The sequence below is a fragment of the Actinomycetospora sp. CA-084318 genome, assembly GCF_050955885.1.
GTDB lineage: Bacteria > Actinomycetota > Actinomycetes > Mycobacteriales > Pseudonocardiaceae > Actinomycetospora.
The window spans coordinates 1,548,292-1,566,258 of record NZ_CP192098.1; the positions used below are offsets into that span (position 1 = coordinate 1,548,292).

15 protein-coding genes and 1 tRNA gene are annotated in these 17,967 nt (G+C 74.5%); 6 read left to right on the plus strand and 10 right to left on the minus strand.

Going from position 1 to position 17,967, the window contains the following annotated elements; genetic code table 11:
- Positions 1–49: 49 nt before the first annotated feature.
- Complete coding sequence (locus tag ACQPYX_RS07670) at positions 50–1,099, plus strand: DNA topoisomerase IB (RefSeq protein WP_433802309.1); 1,050 nt, start codon at positions 50–52, stop codon at positions 1,097–1,099.
- A gap of 9 nt (positions 1,100–1,108) precedes the next feature.
- On the opposite strand, the gene ACQPYX_RS07675 is transcribed toward ACQPYX_RS07670, so the two are convergent.
- A complete protein-coding gene (locus tag ACQPYX_RS07675; protein WP_433802310.1) occupies positions 1,109–1,873 on the minus strand; it encodes an ATP-binding protein in 765 nt (254 codons plus the stop codon).
- Between the two features lie 120 nt (positions 1,874–1,993).
- Between ACQPYX_RS07675 and ACQPYX_RS07680 the strand changes: the two genes are divergently transcribed.
- On the plus strand, positions 1,994–2,542 hold the full coding sequence (locus ACQPYX_RS07680; RefSeq protein WP_433803689.1) for a proteasome activator: 549 nt from the start codon (positions 1,994–1,996) through the stop codon (positions 2,540–2,542).
- Positions 2,543–2,555: 13 nt separating this feature from the next.
- Here the strand turns inward: ACQPYX_RS07680 and ACQPYX_RS07685 are convergent, their stop codons facing one another.
- Positions 2,556–2,858, minus strand: a complete 303-nt coding sequence (locus ACQPYX_RS07685) for a WhiB family transcriptional regulator (protein ID WP_433802311.1) — start codon at positions 2,856–2,858, stop codon at positions 2,556–2,558.
- A 285-nt stretch (positions 2,859–3,143) separates the two neighbouring features.
- On the opposite strand from ACQPYX_RS07685, the gene ACQPYX_RS07690 reads away from it, so the two are divergent.
- The 3 genes from ACQPYX_RS07690 (at position 3,144) to ACQPYX_RS07700 (ending at position 4,984) form a co-directional block, all read left to right on the plus strand.
- On the plus strand, positions 3,144–3,545 hold the full coding sequence (locus tag ACQPYX_RS07690; RefSeq protein ID WP_230759769.1) for an STAS domain-containing protein: 402 nt from the start codon (positions 3,144–3,146) through the stop codon (positions 3,543–3,545).
- Between the two features lie 186 nt (positions 3,546–3,731).
- Entirely contained in the window at positions 3,732–4,199 is a 468-nt protein-coding gene (locus ACQPYX_RS07695; RefSeq protein ID WP_433803690.1) for an ATP-binding protein, read from the plus strand.
- Positions 4,196–4,984, plus strand: a complete 789-nt coding sequence (locus ACQPYX_RS07700) for an RNA polymerase sigma factor SigF (RefSeq protein ID WP_433802312.1) — start codon at positions 4,196–4,198, stop codon at positions 4,982–4,984. Before ACQPYX_RS07695 ends, ACQPYX_RS07700 begins: the two co-directional genes overlap by 4 nt.
- Here ACQPYX_RS07700 and selB read toward each other — a convergent pair.
- From selB to ACQPYX_RS07735, 7 genes are all read right to left on the minus strand, one after another.
- Complete coding sequence (gene selB / locus ACQPYX_RS07705) at positions 4,960–6,774, minus strand: selenocysteine-specific translation elongation factor (RefSeq protein ID WP_433802313.1); 1,815 nt, start codon at positions 6,772–6,774, stop codon at positions 4,960–4,962. The genes ACQPYX_RS07700 and selB overlap by 25 nt on opposite strands.
- Positions 6,771–8,138: an L-seryl-tRNA(Sec) selenium transferase gene (gene selA, locus ACQPYX_RS07710; RefSeq protein ID WP_433802314.1), complete on the minus strand. Its 1,368-nt coding sequence runs from the start codon at positions 8,136–8,138 to the stop codon at positions 6,771–6,773. The genes selB and selA overlap by 4 nt, the downstream gene beginning before the upstream one ends.
- Complete coding sequence (locus ACQPYX_RS07715) at positions 8,135–9,178, minus strand: permease (RefSeq protein ID WP_433802315.1); 1,044 nt, start codon at positions 9,176–9,178, stop codon at positions 8,135–8,137. The genes selA and ACQPYX_RS07715 overlap by 4 nt, the downstream gene beginning before the upstream one ends.
- Before the next feature lie 102 nt (positions 9,179–9,280).
- Positions 9,281–10,372 (minus strand): NrfD/PsrC family molybdoenzyme membrane anchor subunit, encoded by a 1,092-nt coding sequence (gene nrfD, locus ACQPYX_RS07720; RefSeq protein WP_433802316.1) that lies wholly within the window; start codon positions 10,370–10,372, stop codon positions 9,281–9,283.
- Positions 10,369–11,463: a 4Fe-4S dicluster domain-containing protein gene (locus tag ACQPYX_RS07725; RefSeq protein ID WP_433802317.1), complete on the minus strand. Its 1,095-nt coding sequence runs from the start codon at positions 11,461–11,463 to the stop codon at positions 10,369–10,371. Before ACQPYX_RS07725 ends, nrfD begins: the two co-directional genes overlap by 4 nt.
- On the minus strand, positions 11,463–14,699 hold the full coding sequence (gene fdh / locus ACQPYX_RS07730; protein ID WP_433802318.1) for a formate dehydrogenase: 3,237 nt from the start codon (positions 14,697–14,699) through the stop codon (positions 11,463–11,465). Before fdh ends, ACQPYX_RS07725 begins: the two co-directional genes overlap by 1 nt.
- Before the next feature lie 59 nt (positions 14,700–14,758).
- Positions 14,759–14,854, minus strand: a tRNA-Sec gene (locus ACQPYX_RS07735).
- A 91-nt stretch (positions 14,855–14,945) separates the two neighbouring features.
- Here ACQPYX_RS07735 and ACQPYX_RS07740 point away from each other — a divergent pair.
- Positions 14,946–16,454 (plus strand): gluconokinase, encoded by a 1,509-nt coding sequence (locus ACQPYX_RS07740; RefSeq protein WP_433802319.1) that lies wholly within the window; start codon positions 14,946–14,948, stop codon positions 16,452–16,454.
- A 5-nt stretch (positions 16,455–16,459) separates the two neighbouring features.
- Here the strand turns inward: ACQPYX_RS07740 and ACQPYX_RS07745 are convergent, their stop codons facing one another.
- Positions 16,460–17,890, minus strand: coding sequence for a WS/DGAT/MGAT family O-acyltransferase (locus ACQPYX_RS07745; RefSeq protein ID WP_433802320.1), 1,431 nt, complete (start codon positions 17,888–17,890; stop codon positions 16,460–16,462).
- Positions 17,891–17,967: the final 77 nt, after the last annotated feature.

A 17,967-nucleotide genomic window follows, 5' to 3' on the forward strand; every position in this document is an offset into this window, starting at 1 on the left:
GCCGGAAACGCCCGGTTGCGGGCGTCCTACCAGGGGGTAAGCCGGGCCGGTGACGCTGACGAGGGTCGACCCCCACGGGCCCGGACTCGGTCGCCGCCGCCGGGGGAAGGGCTTCAGCTACTTCGACCTGACCTCGGGCGAGGCGGTCTCCGATCCGGAGACGCTGGACCGCATCACGGCGCTGGTCATCCCGCCCGCCTGGCGCGACGTGTGGATCTCCCCGCGCGCCGACGGGCACATCCAGGCCGTCGGCACCGACGCCGCGGGACGCCGCCAGTACCGCTACCACGCGGAGTGGACCGAACAGCAGTCCCGCGAGAAGTTCGAGCGGGTCGCGCGGCTCGGGGCCCACCTGCCCGACGTCCGGAAGCGTCTCCTCGAGCGCCTGGACGCCGACGGGCTCGGCCGCGACCGGGTGATGGCCGGAGCGGTGTGGCTGCTCGACCTCGGCGTGTTCCGCGTCGGCGGCGAGGAGTACGCCGAGGGCGACAGGTACTCGGAGGCCTCCTTCGGCCTGGCGACGCTGCGCCGCGACCACGCCAGCGCCCGCAAGGACGGGTCGGTGCAGTTCCGCTACGTCGCGAAGGCGGGCGTGCCGCGGACGCTGACGATCGCCGACCCCGCCACGCACCGCCTCGTCACCTCCCTCAAGCGCCGCCGCGGGGGAGGGGACGACCTGCTCGCCTGGTCGGCCACCCGGCAGCGGAAGCGGGTGTGGCACGACGTGACCGCCGACGACGTCAACGACGCCGTGCACGAGCTGGTCGGCGACGAGTTCACCGCGAAGGACCTGCGCACCTGGAACGCCGGCGTGGTCGCGGCCGTGGCGCTCGCGACCCAGGTCGGGGCCGACGGGGCCCCGCCCACCGCGGAGCGCAAGCGCAAGGCCGCCGTCACCCACACCATGAAGACCGTGGCCGCGCAGCTCGGGAACACCCCGGCCGTGTGCCGCAGGTCCTACGTCGACCCGGTCCTCGTGGAGCACTTCGAGTCCGGCCGCACCGTGCTGGACGCGGTGCGCGAGGCCGACCCGTCCGACCTCGCGATGCGCGAGCAGGTCGAGGCGGCGGTGCTGGAGCTGGTCACCCACCGCGACTGACGTGCGGGCTCAGGCCCCGACCGACTCCGGCGTCAGCTCCGCCCAGATCGTCGTGCCGTCGGGGTGGCGCTGCAGGCCCCACTCCCGCGACACCGCCGCCACCATCGCCAGTCCGCGCCCGCGCGGCGAGGAGGTCGGCGGGGCGACCCAGGTGTCGGCCTCCGGGATGCGGAAGCCGACGCCGTAGTCGCGCACCGTCATCCGCAGGGTCGTGCCGCGTCCCTCCACCTCCACGACGGAGGCGCTGCTGGCGTGCTCGACCGAGTTCGTCACGAGCTCCGTCACGACGATCTCGGCGGCCTCGCGCACCGAGTCCGACACGCCCCAGCGCCGGCACGTGTCCCGCACGTTCCCCCGGGCCCGGCCGGGCGCGTGCGCGTCGACCGCGAAGCGCCACCAGTCCCGCAGCACCGGCGGCCGGTCGTCGAGGTGCGCCAGGGCCTGCGCCACGTCGTCGAACACCGGGATGCGGCCCGCGACGCCGGAGCCGGCCAGGAGCGCGGCGAGGGACGGCTCGGGCGCGACGAGGACGAGGCAGGCGGTCGGCCAGCCCCGCGTGCGGGCCAGGGCCTCCGTGAAGGCGTGCACCACGGACGCGTGCTGCGGCCGCAGCTCCGCGCACTCCAGGACCACCCGGTGGTGCTCGACGAGGAGGTCGGCGAGGGTGCGCACGAACTGGTCACGGTCGGTGCGGTCCAGGTCCCCCCGGACCGTCACCACCACCGCGTCGCCCGACGACGGGGCGGCGCGGGTCTCGAACGCCAGCTGCTGCACGATTCACCTCGCGGCCGTGATACCCCGGCTCGACCCCGGGCAAGCGCGGCCACCCGCGATGATCAGGCACGATCACCCACGCCCACGGTCGGAGGGCGCGGGGATCGGCAGCACGCCATGATGGATGCCGTGAGCACCGATGCCGGCGAGGGCGCCGAGGGCGCCGAGGACCGTCCCGCCAACCCGTCCGCCCTGGCCGCCGCGGCCGCCAGCGGGGCGGGCGACGGAGCCGGCACGGCGGAGCTGGTGGAGTCGCCCGGCGCGGTGATGCGGGTGGCCGGCATGGTCGGCAAGCTCATCGAGGAGGTCCGCTCGGCGCCGCTCGACGAGGCCGGCCGGGCCCGGCTCGCGGACATCCACGCCCGGTCGATCCAGGAACTCGGGCAGGGACTCGCCCCGGAGCTGCGCGACGAGCTGGCGCGGATCTCGCTGCCGCTCGGCACCGACGAGGTGCCGTCGCAGGCGGAGCTGCGGATCGCGCAGGCGCAGTTGCTCGGGTGGCTGGAGGGGCTCTTCCACGGCATCCAGAGCGCCGTGCTGGCCCAGCAGATGGCGGCCCGGGGACAGCTGGAGCAGATGCGTCAGGGGCGGTCCGGGCGGGCCGGGGCCGCCCTGCCCGGCGGGTCGACGCCCGCCGAGGGCGGCCAGTTCGGCGGTCAGTACCTCTGACCGCCGGGGCGGATCAGCCCTCGAGGACGACCTCGCCGGCGCGCGGCCGACGCAGCGCGGAGCGACGCTCGTCCTCGGTGAGCCCGCCCCACACGCCGTAGGGCTCCTTGGTGGCCAGCGCGTGCCGCCGGCAGGGGTCGAGCACCGGGCAGCTCATGCAGACCTTCTTGGCCTGGCTGGCGCGCTGCTCGCGACGCGGGCCACGCTCGCCGTCGGGGTGGAAGAAGAAGCTCGAGTCCATGCCGCGGCACGACCCGTGCAACTGCCAGTCCCACTCGTCGATGATCGGGCCGGGCAGCAGACGCACATCAGCCACGGGAACCTCCAGGCCTTCCGAACAGGAGTCGGCGGTCGCGGGTGACCTGCCCGACGGGGGCGACGCGGGTATAACCGGGGGCTGGCGATCACAAACCAGATCGGGTCACCCGGTCGGACGCGTTCGCGGTCGCCGACGTGTCGTGCGCCCGGTCGCCACCGTGCGACCGTCCGGCGACCGTGCGTCGCGAGTAGTGTCCGACCCGGTGGGTATCGTGCGTGCCACCTGACCGTCCGTGATGACCGGACGGCACGGGCCGCCATCAGCAGGTCGAGGAGTCGGTGCATGACTGACAGCGCAGGGAACGGGGGGCGGGAGGCCGTGGCCACCGAGGAGGAGTTCTCCACCGAGGAGCCGATGGGCGTCGACGTCCGACGGTCGGGGGAGACCTCGGTCATCCGTCTGACCGGCGAGATCGACATGCTCACCACGCCGGCGCTGCGGGCCAAGGTGACCGAGGAGCTGGCCGCCGGGCTGTCGGTCCTCGTGCTCGACATGCTCGCCGTCGAGTTCCTGGGCTCCAGCGGGCTGGCGCTGCTGGTCGAGGCCCTCGACGAGTCGCGCAACCGCGGGGTCGCCCTCCGCCTGGTCGCCGACAGCCGTCCCGTGAGCCGCCCGCTGCAGGCCACCGGGCTGACGGATCTGTTCGAGATCCACACCACCGTCGAGGACGCCCTCGCGGCCTGACCGCCCGTCGCGCCGCGCGCCTCGTCCCGCCGTCGTCGACACCGTCGACACGCGCGGCGAGAACCGGTGGTGACCTGCGGCGTGTGCGCCGTTACGGTGACGCGGCGGGGTGGTCCCCGTCGCCGATTTCCCGGACGCCCGACGGGCGTCCCCCGACCCGCGAAACGGAGACCAGCAGTCGTGCAGATGCCCGATCCGCAGCAGCGCGTTCCCGAGGTTCCCGCCGCGGGCGTGGCGACCGAGGTCGACGGCCTGCCCGACGTGACGAGCCTGGCGGAGGTCCCGAGCCCCGTCGAGGTCCGGGTGCACGCCGACCCCGCGCTGATCCCATCGGTGCGCGCGGTGGCGGCCGACCTCGCGGCCCGGGCGGACTTCGACCTCGACGCGGTGTCCGACCTGCGCATGGCGGTGGACGAGGCCTGCTCGGCCCTGGTGCCGCTCGCGAGCGACGGCGGGCAGCTGCGGTGCGGCTTCACCGTGGTCGACGGCCGGGTCGCGGTCGTGGCGCGCGTGCCGGTGGACCGCCCGACCACGCTGCGCCAGGACACGTTCGGCTGGCGGGTGCTGGACACGCTGACCGACGTCGCCGAGGTGCTCGACCGCGACCCGTCGTGGATCGGCATCCGACTGCTCAAGGACCGGACGACGACGTGAGCGTCCCTGCCGAGCAGGAGAAGCGCGACGACTCCTATTCCCATCTCGCGCCCCTGCTCGCGGAGCACGCCTCGCTCCCGGTCGGTGACAAGCGCCGGGAGGCGCTGCGGGACCGGCTCGTCCAGGGCTACCTGCCCCTCGCCCGGCACATCGCCCGCCGCTTCGCGCAGCGCGGCGAGCCGCAGGAGGACCTCGAGCAGGTCGCCACGGTCGGCCTGATCCACGCCGTCGACCGGTTCTCCCCGGAACGCGGATCGGACTTCCTCTCCTACGCGGTGCCCACCATCACCGGAGAGGTCCGCCGCTACTTCCGCGACAAGGCGTGGTCCACCCGCGTCCCGCGGCGGCTCAAGGACCTGCGCCTCGCCATCGGCTCCGCGATGCCCGCGCTCTCCCAGGAGCTCGGCCGCGCCCCGACGGCGGGAGAGCTCGCCGAGCGGCTCTCGAAGCCGCGCGAGGAGATCCTCGAGGCGCTCGAGGCGGCCAACGCCTACCGCTCCAGCTCGCTCGACGACATGCTCGTCGACGACCCGTCGTCCGGTCGGCTCGCCGACGTCCTCGGCACCGACGACGACGAGCTGACCCAGGTCGAGCACCGGGAGACCGTCCAGCCCGCCCTGCGCCGGCTGCCGGAGCGCGAACGCACGATCGTCATGCTGCGCTTCTTCGGCGGCATGACCCAGACGCAGATCGCCGAGCGCGTCGGCGTCTCCCAGATGCACGTCTCCCGCCTGCTCACCCGCACCCTCGCGGCGCTGCGTCAGGATCTGTCCGAGGGCAGCTGACGCACGGCGTGCCCGTCCCCCTCGGGGCGGGTCCGGCCGGTGCGGCCGAGCAGCTCGAGCAGGGGCACGGCCACCCGGCGGGTGGTGCCGAGGGCCTGCCGCGCGGCCGACACGGTGAACGGCTGGTCGAGCGTGGCGAGCACCTCGACGGCCCGGTCGGGGGCGTCCGGGCGCAGGTAGATGCCGTCCGCGACGCGGAGCAGCTCGCCCGCCTTCACCACGGCCCCCAGCTGCCGCCCGCCCAGCCCGAGCTCGGTGAGCCGGTTCGCCTCCGGGGCCGCGAACGGGGCGTCGGCGAGGTCCGCGAGCACGGTCGCCACGGCGTCACGCACCGTCGCCGGGAGCCCGCCGTCGCCGCGGCGCCGAATGCGGCCGCCCTCCTCGACGAGGTCCGGGCAGCGGGCGAGGACGAGCCCGACGAGCCGCTGGTCGGGCAGGTCCAGGCCCCGTTGCGCCGCCCGCGTCGGCAGGCCCGGCTCGAGCGGGTCGGCCGCGGCGTGCCCGGTGACCAGCTCGACGAGCCGCGGAGCGAGCGCGTCGAGGTGCTGCGGGTCCACGTACCAGCCGGCGGCGGACGGTGTGCCCGACGGCGGGTCGGCGAGGCCGAGACCGGCGAGGTCGGCCGCGCGGAGCACGCGTCGTCGGGACAGCTCCACCGCGGTGTCCGGGGTGCCGTCGCCGGCTGCCAGCTCGCCCGCCCGCGCCCGGGCCGCGCCGCGGCGGCGCAGTTCCGGCGGGCGGACGTCGAGCACCGTGACCCCGCCGAGCACCGCGTGCGCGCCCGGGTCGCGCAGCAGCGCACGGTCCCCGGGCCGCAGGGGGAGCGGCTCGCGCAGGGTGAGCCGCACCGTCCGGGCGCCCGGCTCGGCGTCCGGCGCGTCCTCCCGGGAGAGCGGACGCACCCGCGCCGCGACCGCGGCCGACCCGACGTGCACCATGACCTGCGCCGGCAGCCGCCCGACGCCCTCCGCGCCCCGCGGCGGGTGCACCCGCACGTCGACGGTCCCCGCGGCCAGCCAGCGCCTCGGCGTCCGCAGCGCGTCGCCGCGGTGCACGTCCTCCAGCGGGACGCCGCGCAGGTTCACCGCCACGCGCGCCACGCCGGTCACCGTCTCGACGGGCGCCCCGAGGGACTGCAGCCCGCGCACCGACACCGTGCGGTCGCCGAGCTCCAGCTCGTCGCCGACCGCGATCCGCCCGCCCCCGAGCGTCCCGGTGACCACCGTGCCCGCCCCGCGGATCGTGAACGCGCGGTCGACCCAGAGCCGCACGTCGGCGCCGGGGTCGGGATCGGGCAGCCGCCCGGCGAGCGCCGTCAGTTCGGCGCGCAGGTCGTCCAGCCCCGCGCCGGTCGTGCCCGACACGCACACGGCGGGCAGCCGCCCCAGCGTCGACTCCGCGAGGTGCTCGAGCGCCTCGTCACGCGCGAGTTCGGGCTCCATCAGGTCCGAGCGCGTGACGACCAGGACGCCGTCGTGCACCCCGAGTGCGTGCAGCGCGTCGAGGTGCTCGCCGGACTGCGGCATCCACCCGGCGTCCGCGGCGACGACGAACATCGTCGCGGGCACCGGGCCCACCCCGGCCAGCATCTGCGTCACGAACCGCTCGTGCCCCGGGACGTCGACGAACGCGAGCGTGTCGCCACCGATGTCCGTCCAGGCGAACCCGAGGTCGATCGTCATCCCGCGCCGCCGCTCCTCGGCCCAGCGGTCGGGCTCCATCCCGGTCAGCGCGCGGATCAGCGTCGACTTGCCGTGGTCCACGTGTCCGGCGGTCGCCAGCACCTTCACGACGACGGATCCCCGTCCTCAGCCTCCTGGCAGGAAAGCGTCGTTGCTGTCGTCGGATGGCAGCAACGACGCTTTCCTGCCATCAGGGAGTCGGCCACCGCCCGCACCGCCGCCACCAGCCGCGCGTCGTCGTCCGGCAGCACCGACCGCAGGTCGAGCAGGCACCGGCCCTGCTCCACCCGCCCGACGACGGGGTGGTCCCCGGACCGCAGCGCCTCCGCGTACGCGACCGGCAGGGCCACCGCGGCGCTGGGCAGGTCGACGCCCGGCGCGCCCCCGCCGCCGACCTGGGCGGCACAGTCGACGACCTCGCCGCCCGCGGCCCCCGCCACCGCCGCGGCCCGCGCGCGCAGGTCCGCGACGTCCGCCTCCAGCATCGCCCGCACCGGCGGCACGGGGCCGCGCAGTGTCGCCTCCAGCGCCGCGAGCGTCAGCTTGTCCACGCGCAGGGCGCGCGCCAGCGGGTGCCGCCGCAGCCGGTGCACCAGGTCGGCGTCGCCGAGCAGCAGCCCCGCCTGCGGACCTCCGAGCAGCTTGTCCCCGCTCGCCGTCACCAGCGGGACCCCCGCCCGCAGCTCCGTGGCCGCGTCCGGCTCGTCGGGCAGCAGGGGGTGCGGTGCGAGCAGACCGGACCCGATGTCGGCCACCACCGGCACCCCGAGCCCCGTCAGGTCCCCGGCGGGCACGCTCGACGTGAAGCCCTGCACCACGAAGTTCGACGGGTGCACCTTGAGGATCATCCCGGTGTCCGGACCGACCGCGTCCGCGTAGTCGTCGACCCGCACCCGGTTCGTCGTCCCGACCTCCCGCAGCCGCGCCCCGGTCGACTCCAGCAGCTCCGGCAGCCGGAACCCGTCGCCGATCTCGACCATCTCGCCCCGCGCGATGACGATCTCCCGCCCGGCGGCGAGCGCGGTCGCGGCGAGGATCAGCGCGGCGGCGCCGTTGTTCACCACGTGCACCCCGCCCGCGTCGGGCACCGCGTCCGCCAGGGCCGCCATCGCGCCCGCCCCCCGCCGGCCGCGGCCGCCGGTGCCGAGGTCCAGCTCCACGTCCGTGGTGCCCGCCGCCGTCACCAGCGCCTCGCGCGCCGCGCCCGACAGCGGGGCCCGCCCGAGGTTGGTGTGCAGCACGACGCCGGTCGCGTTCAGCACGGGCCGCAGGCTCGCGGCACTGCGCGGCAGGTCCGCCACCACCGCGTCGACCACCGCGTCCGGCCCGATCTCGCCGGCCCGCGCCCGCTGCTGCGCCGCGAGCACGACGTCCTTCACCCGCGCCTTCCCGACGACCGCGACGGCCTGCGCCACCCGCGGGTCGGCGAGGACGGCATCGGTGCGCGGGATCCGTCGCCGGGGATCGGTCATGCCGTCCAGGATCCACCCACCGCGACGACCACGGCGCACGCCACCCCGACCAGCACCGTCCCGACCGTCACCGTCGCCAGCACCCGCGTCGGGAACACCCGCCGCACCATCAGCAGCGACGGCAGGCTGATCGCCGGCAGCGTGATCAGCAGCGCCGCCGCGATCACCGGGGACACCCCGGCCGCGAGGAGCGCGGCGACGGCGGCGATCTCCGCGCCGGTCGGGATCGGCAGCAGCGTCCCGGCCACCGCGAGCAGCACGACGACCGCGATCACCACCGCCCCGTGCGTCCCCGCGAGCCCCGCGCCCACCGGGAACAGCACGCCCCGCAGCGCGCCGAGCGCCACGACGAGCACCAGGTACTCGGGCAGCAGCCGCAGCGACAGGCTCCCGAGCGCGCCGAGGAACCGGATCGGCAGCGGCCGGCCGTCGTCGCCGGAGTCGGTGGCGACGACGAGGCCGGTCGGGTCCGGCGCGTCGCCCGCCCGGCGCGCGGCGAGCGCTCCGATCCCGACGACGCCGAGCCCGGCCGCCAGCCGCAGCAGCGTCCACGGCCACGGCAGCACGAACGCGCAGAACACCAGCACGACGGGGTTCAGCGCGGGGCTCGCCAGCCAGAACGCCAGGGCCGCGCGGACGTCGGCGGCCCGTTGCCGCAGCCCGACCGCCACCGGGGCCGAGCAGCAGCTGCACATCATCCCCGGCACCGCGAGCGCGCTCCCGACCACGCTGCCGCGGCGCCCGACCACCCGCGCCGTCCAGTCCGCGGGCAGCACGGTGCGGATCGCCGCCGCGAGGACGAGCCCCGTGACCAGCGCCGGCCAGATCGCCAGGAAGGTCCCCGCGAACGCCAGACCGGCCCGCAGCGACACCCCGTCCGCCGGCAGGATCGACGACCCGAGCGACCCCGAGCCCGCCACCGACGGCACCTTCACCCAGTACGGCTGCCACTTCGCCCAGACCAGCAGCACCACCGCGAGCAGCACCACCCCGGCGACCGGGATCCAGGGACGGCGTGGCGTCGTCGGCGCGGTGGTCACGGCGACCGAGTCTGCGCTCCCACGACCGTCCTTGCACGAACGAACGGCACTCTCGCTCCATCGATGTGCGCGAGAGTGCCGTTCGTTCGCAGAGGAGGGCCGTCAGTTCCCGGCCGCGGGCACGTAGTGCCGGTCCGGCGGCGTGGTCCCGGCCTGCACAGCCTCCTCCCGACGACGGATGCGCTCGCGCTGGGGCACGACGATGTGCGCCGGATCGTTGGCCGAGGCGATCCCGGCGTCGAACACACCGAACCGGGTCAGGGCGGACCCGGCCATGAGCGCGAGCCCGGAGAGGACCGCCGACCACCGCTTCTTCCGTCCGACCACGGCACCGACCGCGCCGACCGCGAGGCACGCCTTCGACGCCGTCATCAGCGTCTTCGCGCGGCCCTTGTCGTAGACGTCGGCGAGCATGCCGAGGTCGCGCGTCATCTTCTGCTCGGTGGCGAGCTCCACCACCGCACCGGCCACGGCCAGCCGCGCGGCGGGCTCGTTGTCGCGGACCGACGCGGCGACGAGGCCGAACCCGCCCCCGGCCGCCGCGGCACTCCCGGCGAACAGCACGGGCAGGTGGCGGTGCGCCTCGTGCCACGTGGGGACGGCCGTGTTCGAGATGAGCACCGCGGTGTACGTCGCGAGCGCGGGCCCGACGACCGCCGCACCCACCCCGGCGACGTCTCCGGCCACGCGCACGAACCGGCCCGGGCCCCGCTCGCCCAGGAACGGACGCAGGGCCTCGGCGCCCGCCGCCGCCGTCGCGAACGCCGCGAAGGGGGAGAGGATCCACGATCCGACCGACAGCGGCGACGTCGGCTTGAACACCCGCAGCATGTGGAGGAAGCGGCTCGGGCGGTGCAGGTCGTGGATGAGGAAGACCGTGCCGCCCATCGCCCCGCCCGCGGCCACGTACCGGCCCGCCCTCCGCAGCGACGGCCGGTCGGTGGCGACCGCCATCGCCGCGAGCACCGACGACGAGCCCGCGAGCCCGCCGAGGAACAGGTACAGCGGGACGTCCGGGTTCTTCCACACCGGCGCCTTGATGATCGGGCGCCCGTAGTAGCTGCGGAACTCCGCCTCGGGGACCTGGAGCTGCTCGCCCTTCCGGCCCCGGCCACCCCCGCGCCGGGGCTTGACCTGGTCGTGGTCGATCCGCGACCGCTCCGGCATCCCGGTCGGGTTCAGGTCCTCGGTCATCGCCGCCCGCCCTTCCAGAACGCCGCCACGGCCGCGACGCCCAGGCCCACCGCGGTCAGCGCCGCGTTGCGCCACATCTCGGGCAGGTCCCGGGTGGTGACGATCGGGTCCGGCGGCAGGCCGTAAACCTCCGGTTCGTCGAGCAGCAGGAAGAACGCGCCGTCACCGCCGACGCCGTCGTTCTCGTCACGGCCGTAGAGCCGGGCCTCGTCCACCCCGCGGCCGTGCAGCTCGGCGAGCCGGGCGTCCGCGGCGGCCTGCAGCTCGTCGAGGTCGCCGAACTGGATGGAGTTCGTCGGGCACGCCTTCGCGCACGCCGGCTCGAGCCCGCTGCCCAGCCGGTCGTAGCAGAGCGTGCACTTGTGCGCGCCGCCGTCCGACCCGCGCACGTCGATGACGCCGTAGGGGCACGACGGCACGCAGTAGCCGCAGCCGTTGCAGATGTCGTCCTGCACCACGACGGTGCCGAACTCGGTGCGGAACAGCGCGCCGGTGGGGCAGTTGTCCAGGCACCCGGCATGCGTGCAGTGCTTGCAGACGTCCGAGGCCATCAGCCACCGGACGTCGCGCTCGTCGTCCGGGGTTTGCTGGCCGTGCGCCCCGGCGTCGGGGAGCAGGGTCAGCAGATCGACCGTGCCGCCCCCCGGCGGGGGAGTCGCCGCGTCGCGGGGGGCCTTCGGCAGGGCCCCACCGCCGAGGGCGGGCAGCCCACTCGGGATGTGCCCCGTCGTGACGTCGCCGTTCGAGACGGTCGCCGCGCCGCCGTGGGCCTTCGTCGCCGACCCGTGCGGGCGGACGTCCTCGATGAACGCGACGTGGCGCCACGTCGAGGCCCCGAGGTCACCGGTGTTGTCGTAGGACATCCCGGTGAGCCGGTAGAGGTCCGAGGCGTCGGTCCCGTCGTCGGGGACGAGGTTCCACTCCTTGCACGCCACCTCGCAGGCCTTGCAGCCGATGCAGACCGACGTGTCGGTGAAGAACCCGACCCGTTTGGGGTGCGACGGGTCGAACCCGGCGTCCGCGGCCGGGTCGGGGAGCTCGCCGTACAGCGAGTTCGCCGTCCCGGAGAACGCGTCGAAGACGTTCGTCACTACTCGATCCCTCCCGGCTCGACCCCCGCGCGGCGGCGGTAGTCGGCGACGTACTCGAGGAGCTCGGGGCCGCGTGGTCGACGTCCGGGCTGGATGTCGCAGGTCGCGACCTTCGACTCCTGGATGTGGACATTGGGGTCCATCACGACGCCGAGCAGGTCGTTCGCCGGGTCGCCGGTCGAGATGCCGTTCGAGCCCCAGTGGTACGGGAGCCCGATCTGGTGCACCTCACGGTCCCCGATCCGCAGCGGTTTCATGCGCTCGGTGACCATCACGCGCGCCTCGATCGCCGTCCGCGCCGAGATCAGCGTCGCCCATCCCATGTGCTCGAGACCCCGTTCGGCGGCGAGCGCAGGCGAGATCTCGCAGAAGAACTCCGGCTGGAGCTCCGAGAGGTAGGGCAGCGTGCGGCTCATGCCGCCCGCGGTGTGGTGCTCGGTGAGCCGATAGGTGAGGAAGACGTACGGGAAGACCTCGCTCTGCGCCGGGTTGATGCGGTTCCACGCCCGGTCGATCCGCTCCAGCGCCGGGTTGTGCTGCTGGTCGTGCAGCAGGTTCGCCACCGGCGACTCGACGGGCTCGTAGTGCGTGGGCATCGGCCCGTCGGCCATACCGGCCGGCGCGTAGAGCCACGCCTTCCCGTCGGCCTGCATGATGAACGCGTCGGTGCCGGCGAGGGCGTCCTGGCGGGTCGCCCCCTCCTCCGGCTTGAACGACGGCGGCTTCGTGGCCTCGAAGTCGGGGACGTCGTGGCCGGTCCAGCGCTCGTTCTCCTCGTCCCACCAGACGTAGGCCTTGCGCTCGCTCCAGGGCCGGCCCTCGGGGTCGGCCGAGGCGCGGTTGTAGAGCGTGCGGCGGTTGGCCGGCCACGCCCAGCCCCACTCCGCGGCCACCCAGTCCTGCTCCGAGCCGGGCGTGCGCCGGTCGGCCTGGTTGACGCCGTCGGCGTAGACCCCGGTGTAGATCCAGCAGCCGGCCGTCGTCGAGCCGTCCGCCTTCAGCTGCGTGTAGCTCGACAGCGGGTGGCCCTCGGCGTCGTGGCCGTTGATCTCGGCGAGCACCGACTCGGGGTCCGGCTCGTCGTGGATGCCGAACGTCGGGTAGTCCCACGTCAGGTCCAGCAGCGGGCGGTCGCGCACGTCGGTCGAGCCGGCGAGCTTCTCCCGGATCCGCTTCCCGAGGTGGAAGTAGAAGTGCAGCTCGGAACGGGCGTCCGCCGGCGGGTGCACCGCCTCGCGGCGCCACTGCAGCAGCCGCTGGGTGTTGGTGAACGTCCCGGACTTCTCGGTGTGGTTCGCACACGGCAGGAAGAAGACCTCGGTGCCGATCTCCTCCGTGCGGAGCTCACCGGTCTCGATCTCCGGCCCGTCCTTCCAGAAGGTGGCCGACTCGATCATCTGCATGTCCCGGACGACGAGCCACTCCAGGTTCGCGAGCCCGAGGCGCTGCATCTTGCCGTTGGCGTGCCCGATCGCCGGGTTCTCCCCGACGAGGAAGTAGCCGAAGGTCTTCCGGTCGATCTGGTCCCGCACGATCCCGTACGTGCCGTGGTCGCCGGTCAGGCGCGGCAGGTAGTCGAACGCGAAGTCGTTCTCCGCCGTCGCCGCGTCGCCCCACCAGGCCTTGAGCAGGGACACCAGGTAGGTGTCCATGTTCCCCCAGAAGCCGGTCTTCGCCGCGTCCGCGTCGAGGAAGCTGCGCAGGTCCTCGTGCAGGTGCGCGTTCGGCATCGGGATGTAGCCGGGCAGCAGGTCGTACAGCGTCGGGATGTCCGTCGACCCCTGGATCGAGGCGTGCCCGCGCAGCGCGAGGATGCCGCCGCCGGGACGCCCCATGTTGCCCAGCAGGGTCTGCAGGATCGCCGCCGCGCGGATGTACTGCGCGCCGACGCTGTGGTGGGTCCAGCCCACCGAGTACACCCACGCCGTGGTCCGCTCGCGGCCCGAGTTCGCCGTGATCGCCTTCGCGACCGCGAGGAACTGGTCGACGCCCATGCCGCAGACCCGCGAGACCGCCTCGGGGGTGTAGCGGGCGTAGTGGCGCCGCAGGACCTGGTAGACGCAGCGGGGGTGGCGCAGGCTCTCGTCGCGCTCCGGCGACCCCGTCGCGTTCGCCGCGTCGCCGGCCCCGCCCGCGGTGTCCGAGGACATCGCGGCGTGGTGCTCGCGCAGCTGGGACTCCCAGTGGTCGCGCTGACCGGCGGCCGGCGCGCTCCAGCCCTCGCCCTCGAGCGACCAGGACACCGGGTCGTAGCGCCCGGTCTCGTGGTTGTAGCCGGAGAAGATCCCGGACGCGTCCTCGGTGTCGGTGAACTCCTCACCGACCAGGTCGGCGGCGTTCGTGTACGCCTGCACGTACTCCCGGAAGTCGAGCTCGTTCTCCAGCACGTAGCTGATCAGCCCGCCCAGGAAGGCGATGTCGGCGCCCGCGCGGAACGGCACGTGCAGGTCGGCGACCGCGGACGTGCGGGTGAACCGCGGGTCGACGTGGATGATCGTGGCGCCGCGGCGCTTCGCCTCCATCACCCACTGGAAGCCCACCGGGTGGGCCTCCGCCATGTTCGATCCCTCGATGACGATGCAGTCCGAGTGGATCAGGTCCTGCTGGAAGTTCGAGGCCCCTCCGCGGCCGAAGCTGGTCCCCAGACCGGGGACGGTGGCGCTGTGTCAAATGCGCGCCTGGTTCTCCACCTGGATCGCGCCGAGCGCCATGAACAGCTTCTTGATGAGGTAGTTCTCCTCGTTGTCCAGCGTCGCGCCGCCCAGGCTCGAGAAGCCCAGGGTGCGCCGCAGGACGCGGCCCTCGTCGTCGGTGTCCTGCCACCCGCGGCGGCGGGCGTCGATCACCCGGTCGGCGATCATGTCGACCGCCGTGTCGAGGTCCAGGTCCTCCCACTCGGTGCCGTACGGGCGGCGGTACCGGACCGTGGTGACGCGGGACGGCGAGGTCACCAGCGACGTGGACGCCGAGCCCTTGGGGCACAGCCGCCCCCGGGACACCGGCGAGTCCGGGTCGCCCTCGATCTGGGTGATCCGGCCGTCGCGCACGTAGATGTTCTGCCCGCACCCCACGGCGCAGAAGGGGCAGACGGACTTGACCACCTCGTCGGCGGCGTCGGTGCGCGGTGCGAGCTCCTTCGAGCGCGGGCTCTGCACCGCGGCACCGCGAGCGAGCGGATCCGGACCGGTCGCCTGGCGGAACATCGGCCATTCGCCGAGCCAGGTACGGACGCCCATGAGGTGGACCTCCCGTGCTGTGGTGGACCCCGGTGCCGCGCGGGACCAGGGGGAACGTGTGGCGGAGGCGGACGGGAATCGAACCCGCCTGGCCGAGATACCCGGCCACGTCGGTGTTGAAGACCGCGGGGCCCACCAGGAACCCTGACGCCTCCGCGGCCGAGCCTAGGTTCCGTCCGGGCACCCCGCAGTCCGGCCCCGACATGGGTGCAAGCGGAGCCCGTCGTCGTCCGCGAGGATGCCGCCATGTCGGTCACGGAGGCCTCGTCGTCGTCCGGGTCGGTGCTCGCCGTGGACGTCGGCACCACCTCCACCAAGGCCGTCCTCTTCACGACGACGGGCGTGGTGCTGGGGGAGGGCGACCGCGGCTACCCGCTCGCCGAACCGGAGCCCGGGGCGGCGGTGCAGGACCCGGAGACGATCTGGGAGGCCGTGTGCGATGCGGTGCGCGACGCCGCCGGCGGCACCCGGCCGGCGGTCGTCGCCCTCTCCTCCGCGATGCACGGGCTGCTCGGGGTCGACGACGCGGGTGACCCGGTCGGGCCGCTGCTGACGTGGGCCGACGCCCGCGCGTCCGGCGTGGCCACCGAGCTGCGGCGCCGGGACGACGCCCTCGCCCTGCACCGCCGCACCGGCACACCGATCCACGCGATGAGCCCGCTGGTGAAGCTCGCCTGGCTGCGCCGCGACCGGCCGAGCCTGCACGCGGCACCCACCCGGTGGGGCGGTGTGAAGGAGTTCGTGCTCGGGCGGGCGACCGGGCACCGGGCCGCCGACGCGTCCTGCGCCTCGGGCACGGGCCTGATGGACCTCGGGCGCCGGCAGTGGGACGACGAGGCCCTCGACCTCGCGGGACTCACCGCCGACCGCCTCGACCCGATCGTCGACACCACCGCGGTCGTCGGGACCCTGACCGCGACCGCGGCGCGGGAGTGGGACCTGCCGTCGGGGACGCCCCTCGTGGCCGGCGCGGGCGACGGACCGCTGGCGAACCTGGGCCTCGGCGCCGTCCGGCCCGGCGTCCTGGCCTGCTCGATCGGCACGAGCGGGGCGCTGCGCCTGACCGTCGACCGGCCCGCGGTCGATCCGCGCGGCCGGCTGTTCTGCTACGAGCTCACGCGGGACCGGTGGACCGTCGGCGGCGCGGTGACCAACGGCGGCGTGGTCCTGGACTGGGCCACGGACACCTTCGGGGTCGATGCCGACACCCTGCTCGACGAGGCCGCGGCCACCCCGCCCGGCGCGGCAGGGCTGCTCGCGATCCCGCACCTGCTCGCCGAGCGCGCCCCGCGCTGGGACGGCGGGCTCGGCGGGACCTTCCTCAACCTGCAGCGCGCCCACGGCCGCGGGCACCTGACCCGCGCGCTGCTCGAGGGCGTCTGCCTGCAGCTGCGGCTCGTGCTGGACTCGGTGCGCGACGCGGGCATGGCGGTGGAGGAGGTCCGGGCGACCGGCGGGTTCGCCCGCAGCGCGTTCTGGCGCCAGCTGCTCGCCGACGTCCTCGGCGTCCCGGTCGGGTTCGCCGAGGGGCACCAGGGCTCCGCCTTCGGCGCCGCCCTGCTCGGCCTGCAGGGCGTCGGTCTCCTCGCGGAGGGCGCGGACGCGCTCGCGGACGCCGCCGACCACGTGACGATCGCCGAGACCCTCGAGCCGGGGCCCTCGGCGGCCGGCCACACCCGTCGTCGGGACGTGGTGGAGCGGGTGCACGACCAGCTCGCCGACGTGGTCGGCGAGCTGCGCGCGAGCGGTCTTTAGAGCAGCTAGGCGTCCGCCGCGTCGGCGACGTCCTCCAGCTCGACGAGCGAGTCCTCGAGGTAGCCCAGCAGCTTCTGCAGGCGCGGCACCGCGCGGCGGTCGCCGGTGAGGCCGAACTCCATGTTGTCGGCGTAGGACACGACGGTCATGTTCAGCGCCTGGCCGTCGAGCGGGATCGACACCGGGTAGATGCCGGAGAGCTTCGCGCCCTCCCAGTACAGCGGCGCCTTCGGTCCGGGCACGTTCGAGATGATCACGTTGAAGCCCGGGTTGATCACCGAGGAGAGACCGGGGACGGTGCCCAGCGGCAGCGGCGCCGCCACGGCGAGGGACAGCGCCGCGACCGCCATCGGGTCGCGCTGGTCGAGGTTGCCCTTCGCCGCCTTGCCCGAGGCCTTGATGCGCTCGAGCCGGACGCCGGGGTCGGGCTCGTCGGTCGCGAGGGTCACGAGGATCGCGCCGAGCTGGTTGCCGAAGCCGGTGGAGCCGAGGGACACGGGCAGGGCGGCGACCAGGGCGCGGTCGGGCAGCTCGCCGAGTTCCGCCATGTAGCGGCGCAGGGCACCGGAGCACATCGCGAGGACGATGTCGTTGACCGTCGAGCCGGTCCGCTCCCGCACCCGCTGGATGCGCTTGAGCGGCCAGGACTCGGCCGCGAACCGTCGGGCGCCGGTGATCGGCACGTTGAGCATGCTGTGCGGCGCCTCGAAGGGCAGCGCGGTGTCGCGGTGGGCGAGCCCGTCGTAGAACGCGTTGGCCAGGGCCGGCGCGACGCCGAGCGCGGAGTTCGTGGTGCGCACGGTGTCCGCGATCGCCGATCCGACCGTGCGGGCGCCCTCGGTGACGGTCGCCCCGATGCGGTCGAGCACGCCCGGCGACCGGGTGGCGACCTCGGTGGACGGCTTCCGGCGCCGCGACCGCGGGTCGACCTGCCAGAACGGGGGAGTGTCGAGGTCCTCGGGGTCGGTGGAGAGCGTCTTCTGGAGGTGTTTCACCCCGGTGACGCCGTCCATCATCGCGTGGTGGAACTTGAAGTAGGCCGCGAAGCGGTCGCCCTCCACGCCCTCGATGAGGTGGAACTCCCACAGCGGCCGGTGCCGGTCGAGCAGCGACCCGTGCAGGCGGGAGACGAGCTCCAGCAGCTCGCGGATGCGGCCCGGCTTCGGGAGCGCGGAGAGCCGGACGTGGTACTCGATGTCCAGGTCGTCGTCGTCCTCCCACGCCCACTGGCCGAGCGTGCCGAGGGTGCGGACCGCCTTGCGGGCGAACGGCTTCGCGACGTCGTGCGAGGACACCAGCCGGCGGTGCAGGTCGCCCAGGAAGTCGGGCCCCGCGTCCTCCGGGCGGTCGAAGAGCAGCAGCGACCCCACGTGGGTCGGATGCTCCCGGGACTCGGCGAGCAGGAACATCGAGTCCCGGAACGACATCACACCCATGCTGTCCATCCTCCCGCCGCGGCTCCTGTGCAGGGAAGGACGCGTCGCGCGACCCGCGGATGACGCCGCCCTCACCG

Excerpts from the sequence above, each read along its gene's own strand:
- ACQPYX_RS07680 (WP_433803689.1), top strand. The coding sequence starts at position 1,994 with ATGGATGCCGTGAGCACCGATGCCGGCGAGGGCGCCGAGGGCGCCGAG.
- ACQPYX_RS07690 (WP_230759769.1), top strand. The coding sequence starts at position 3,144 with ATGACTGACAGCGCAGGGAACGGGGGGCGGGAGGCCGTGGCCACCGAG.
- ACQPYX_RS07695 (WP_433803690.1), top strand. The coding sequence starts at position 3,732 with ATGCCCGATCCGCAGCAGCGCGTTCCCGAGGTTCCCGCCGCGGGCGTG.
- selA (WP_433802314.1), bottom strand. The coding sequence starts at position 8,138 with ATGACCGATCCCCGGCGACGGATCCCGCGCACCGATGCCGTCCTCGCC.
- nrfD (WP_433802316.1), bottom strand. The coding sequence starts at position 10,372 with ATGACCGAGGACCTGAACCCGACCGGGATGCCGGAGCGGTCGCGGATC.
- ACQPYX_RS07740 (WP_433802319.1), top strand. The coding sequence starts at position 14,946 with ATGTCGGTCACGGAGGCCTCGTCGTCGTCCGGGTCGGTGCTCGCCGTG.
- ACQPYX_RS07745 (WP_433802320.1), bottom strand. The coding sequence starts at position 17,890 with ATGGGTGTGATGTCGTTCCGGGACTCGATGTTCCTGCTCGCCGAGTCC.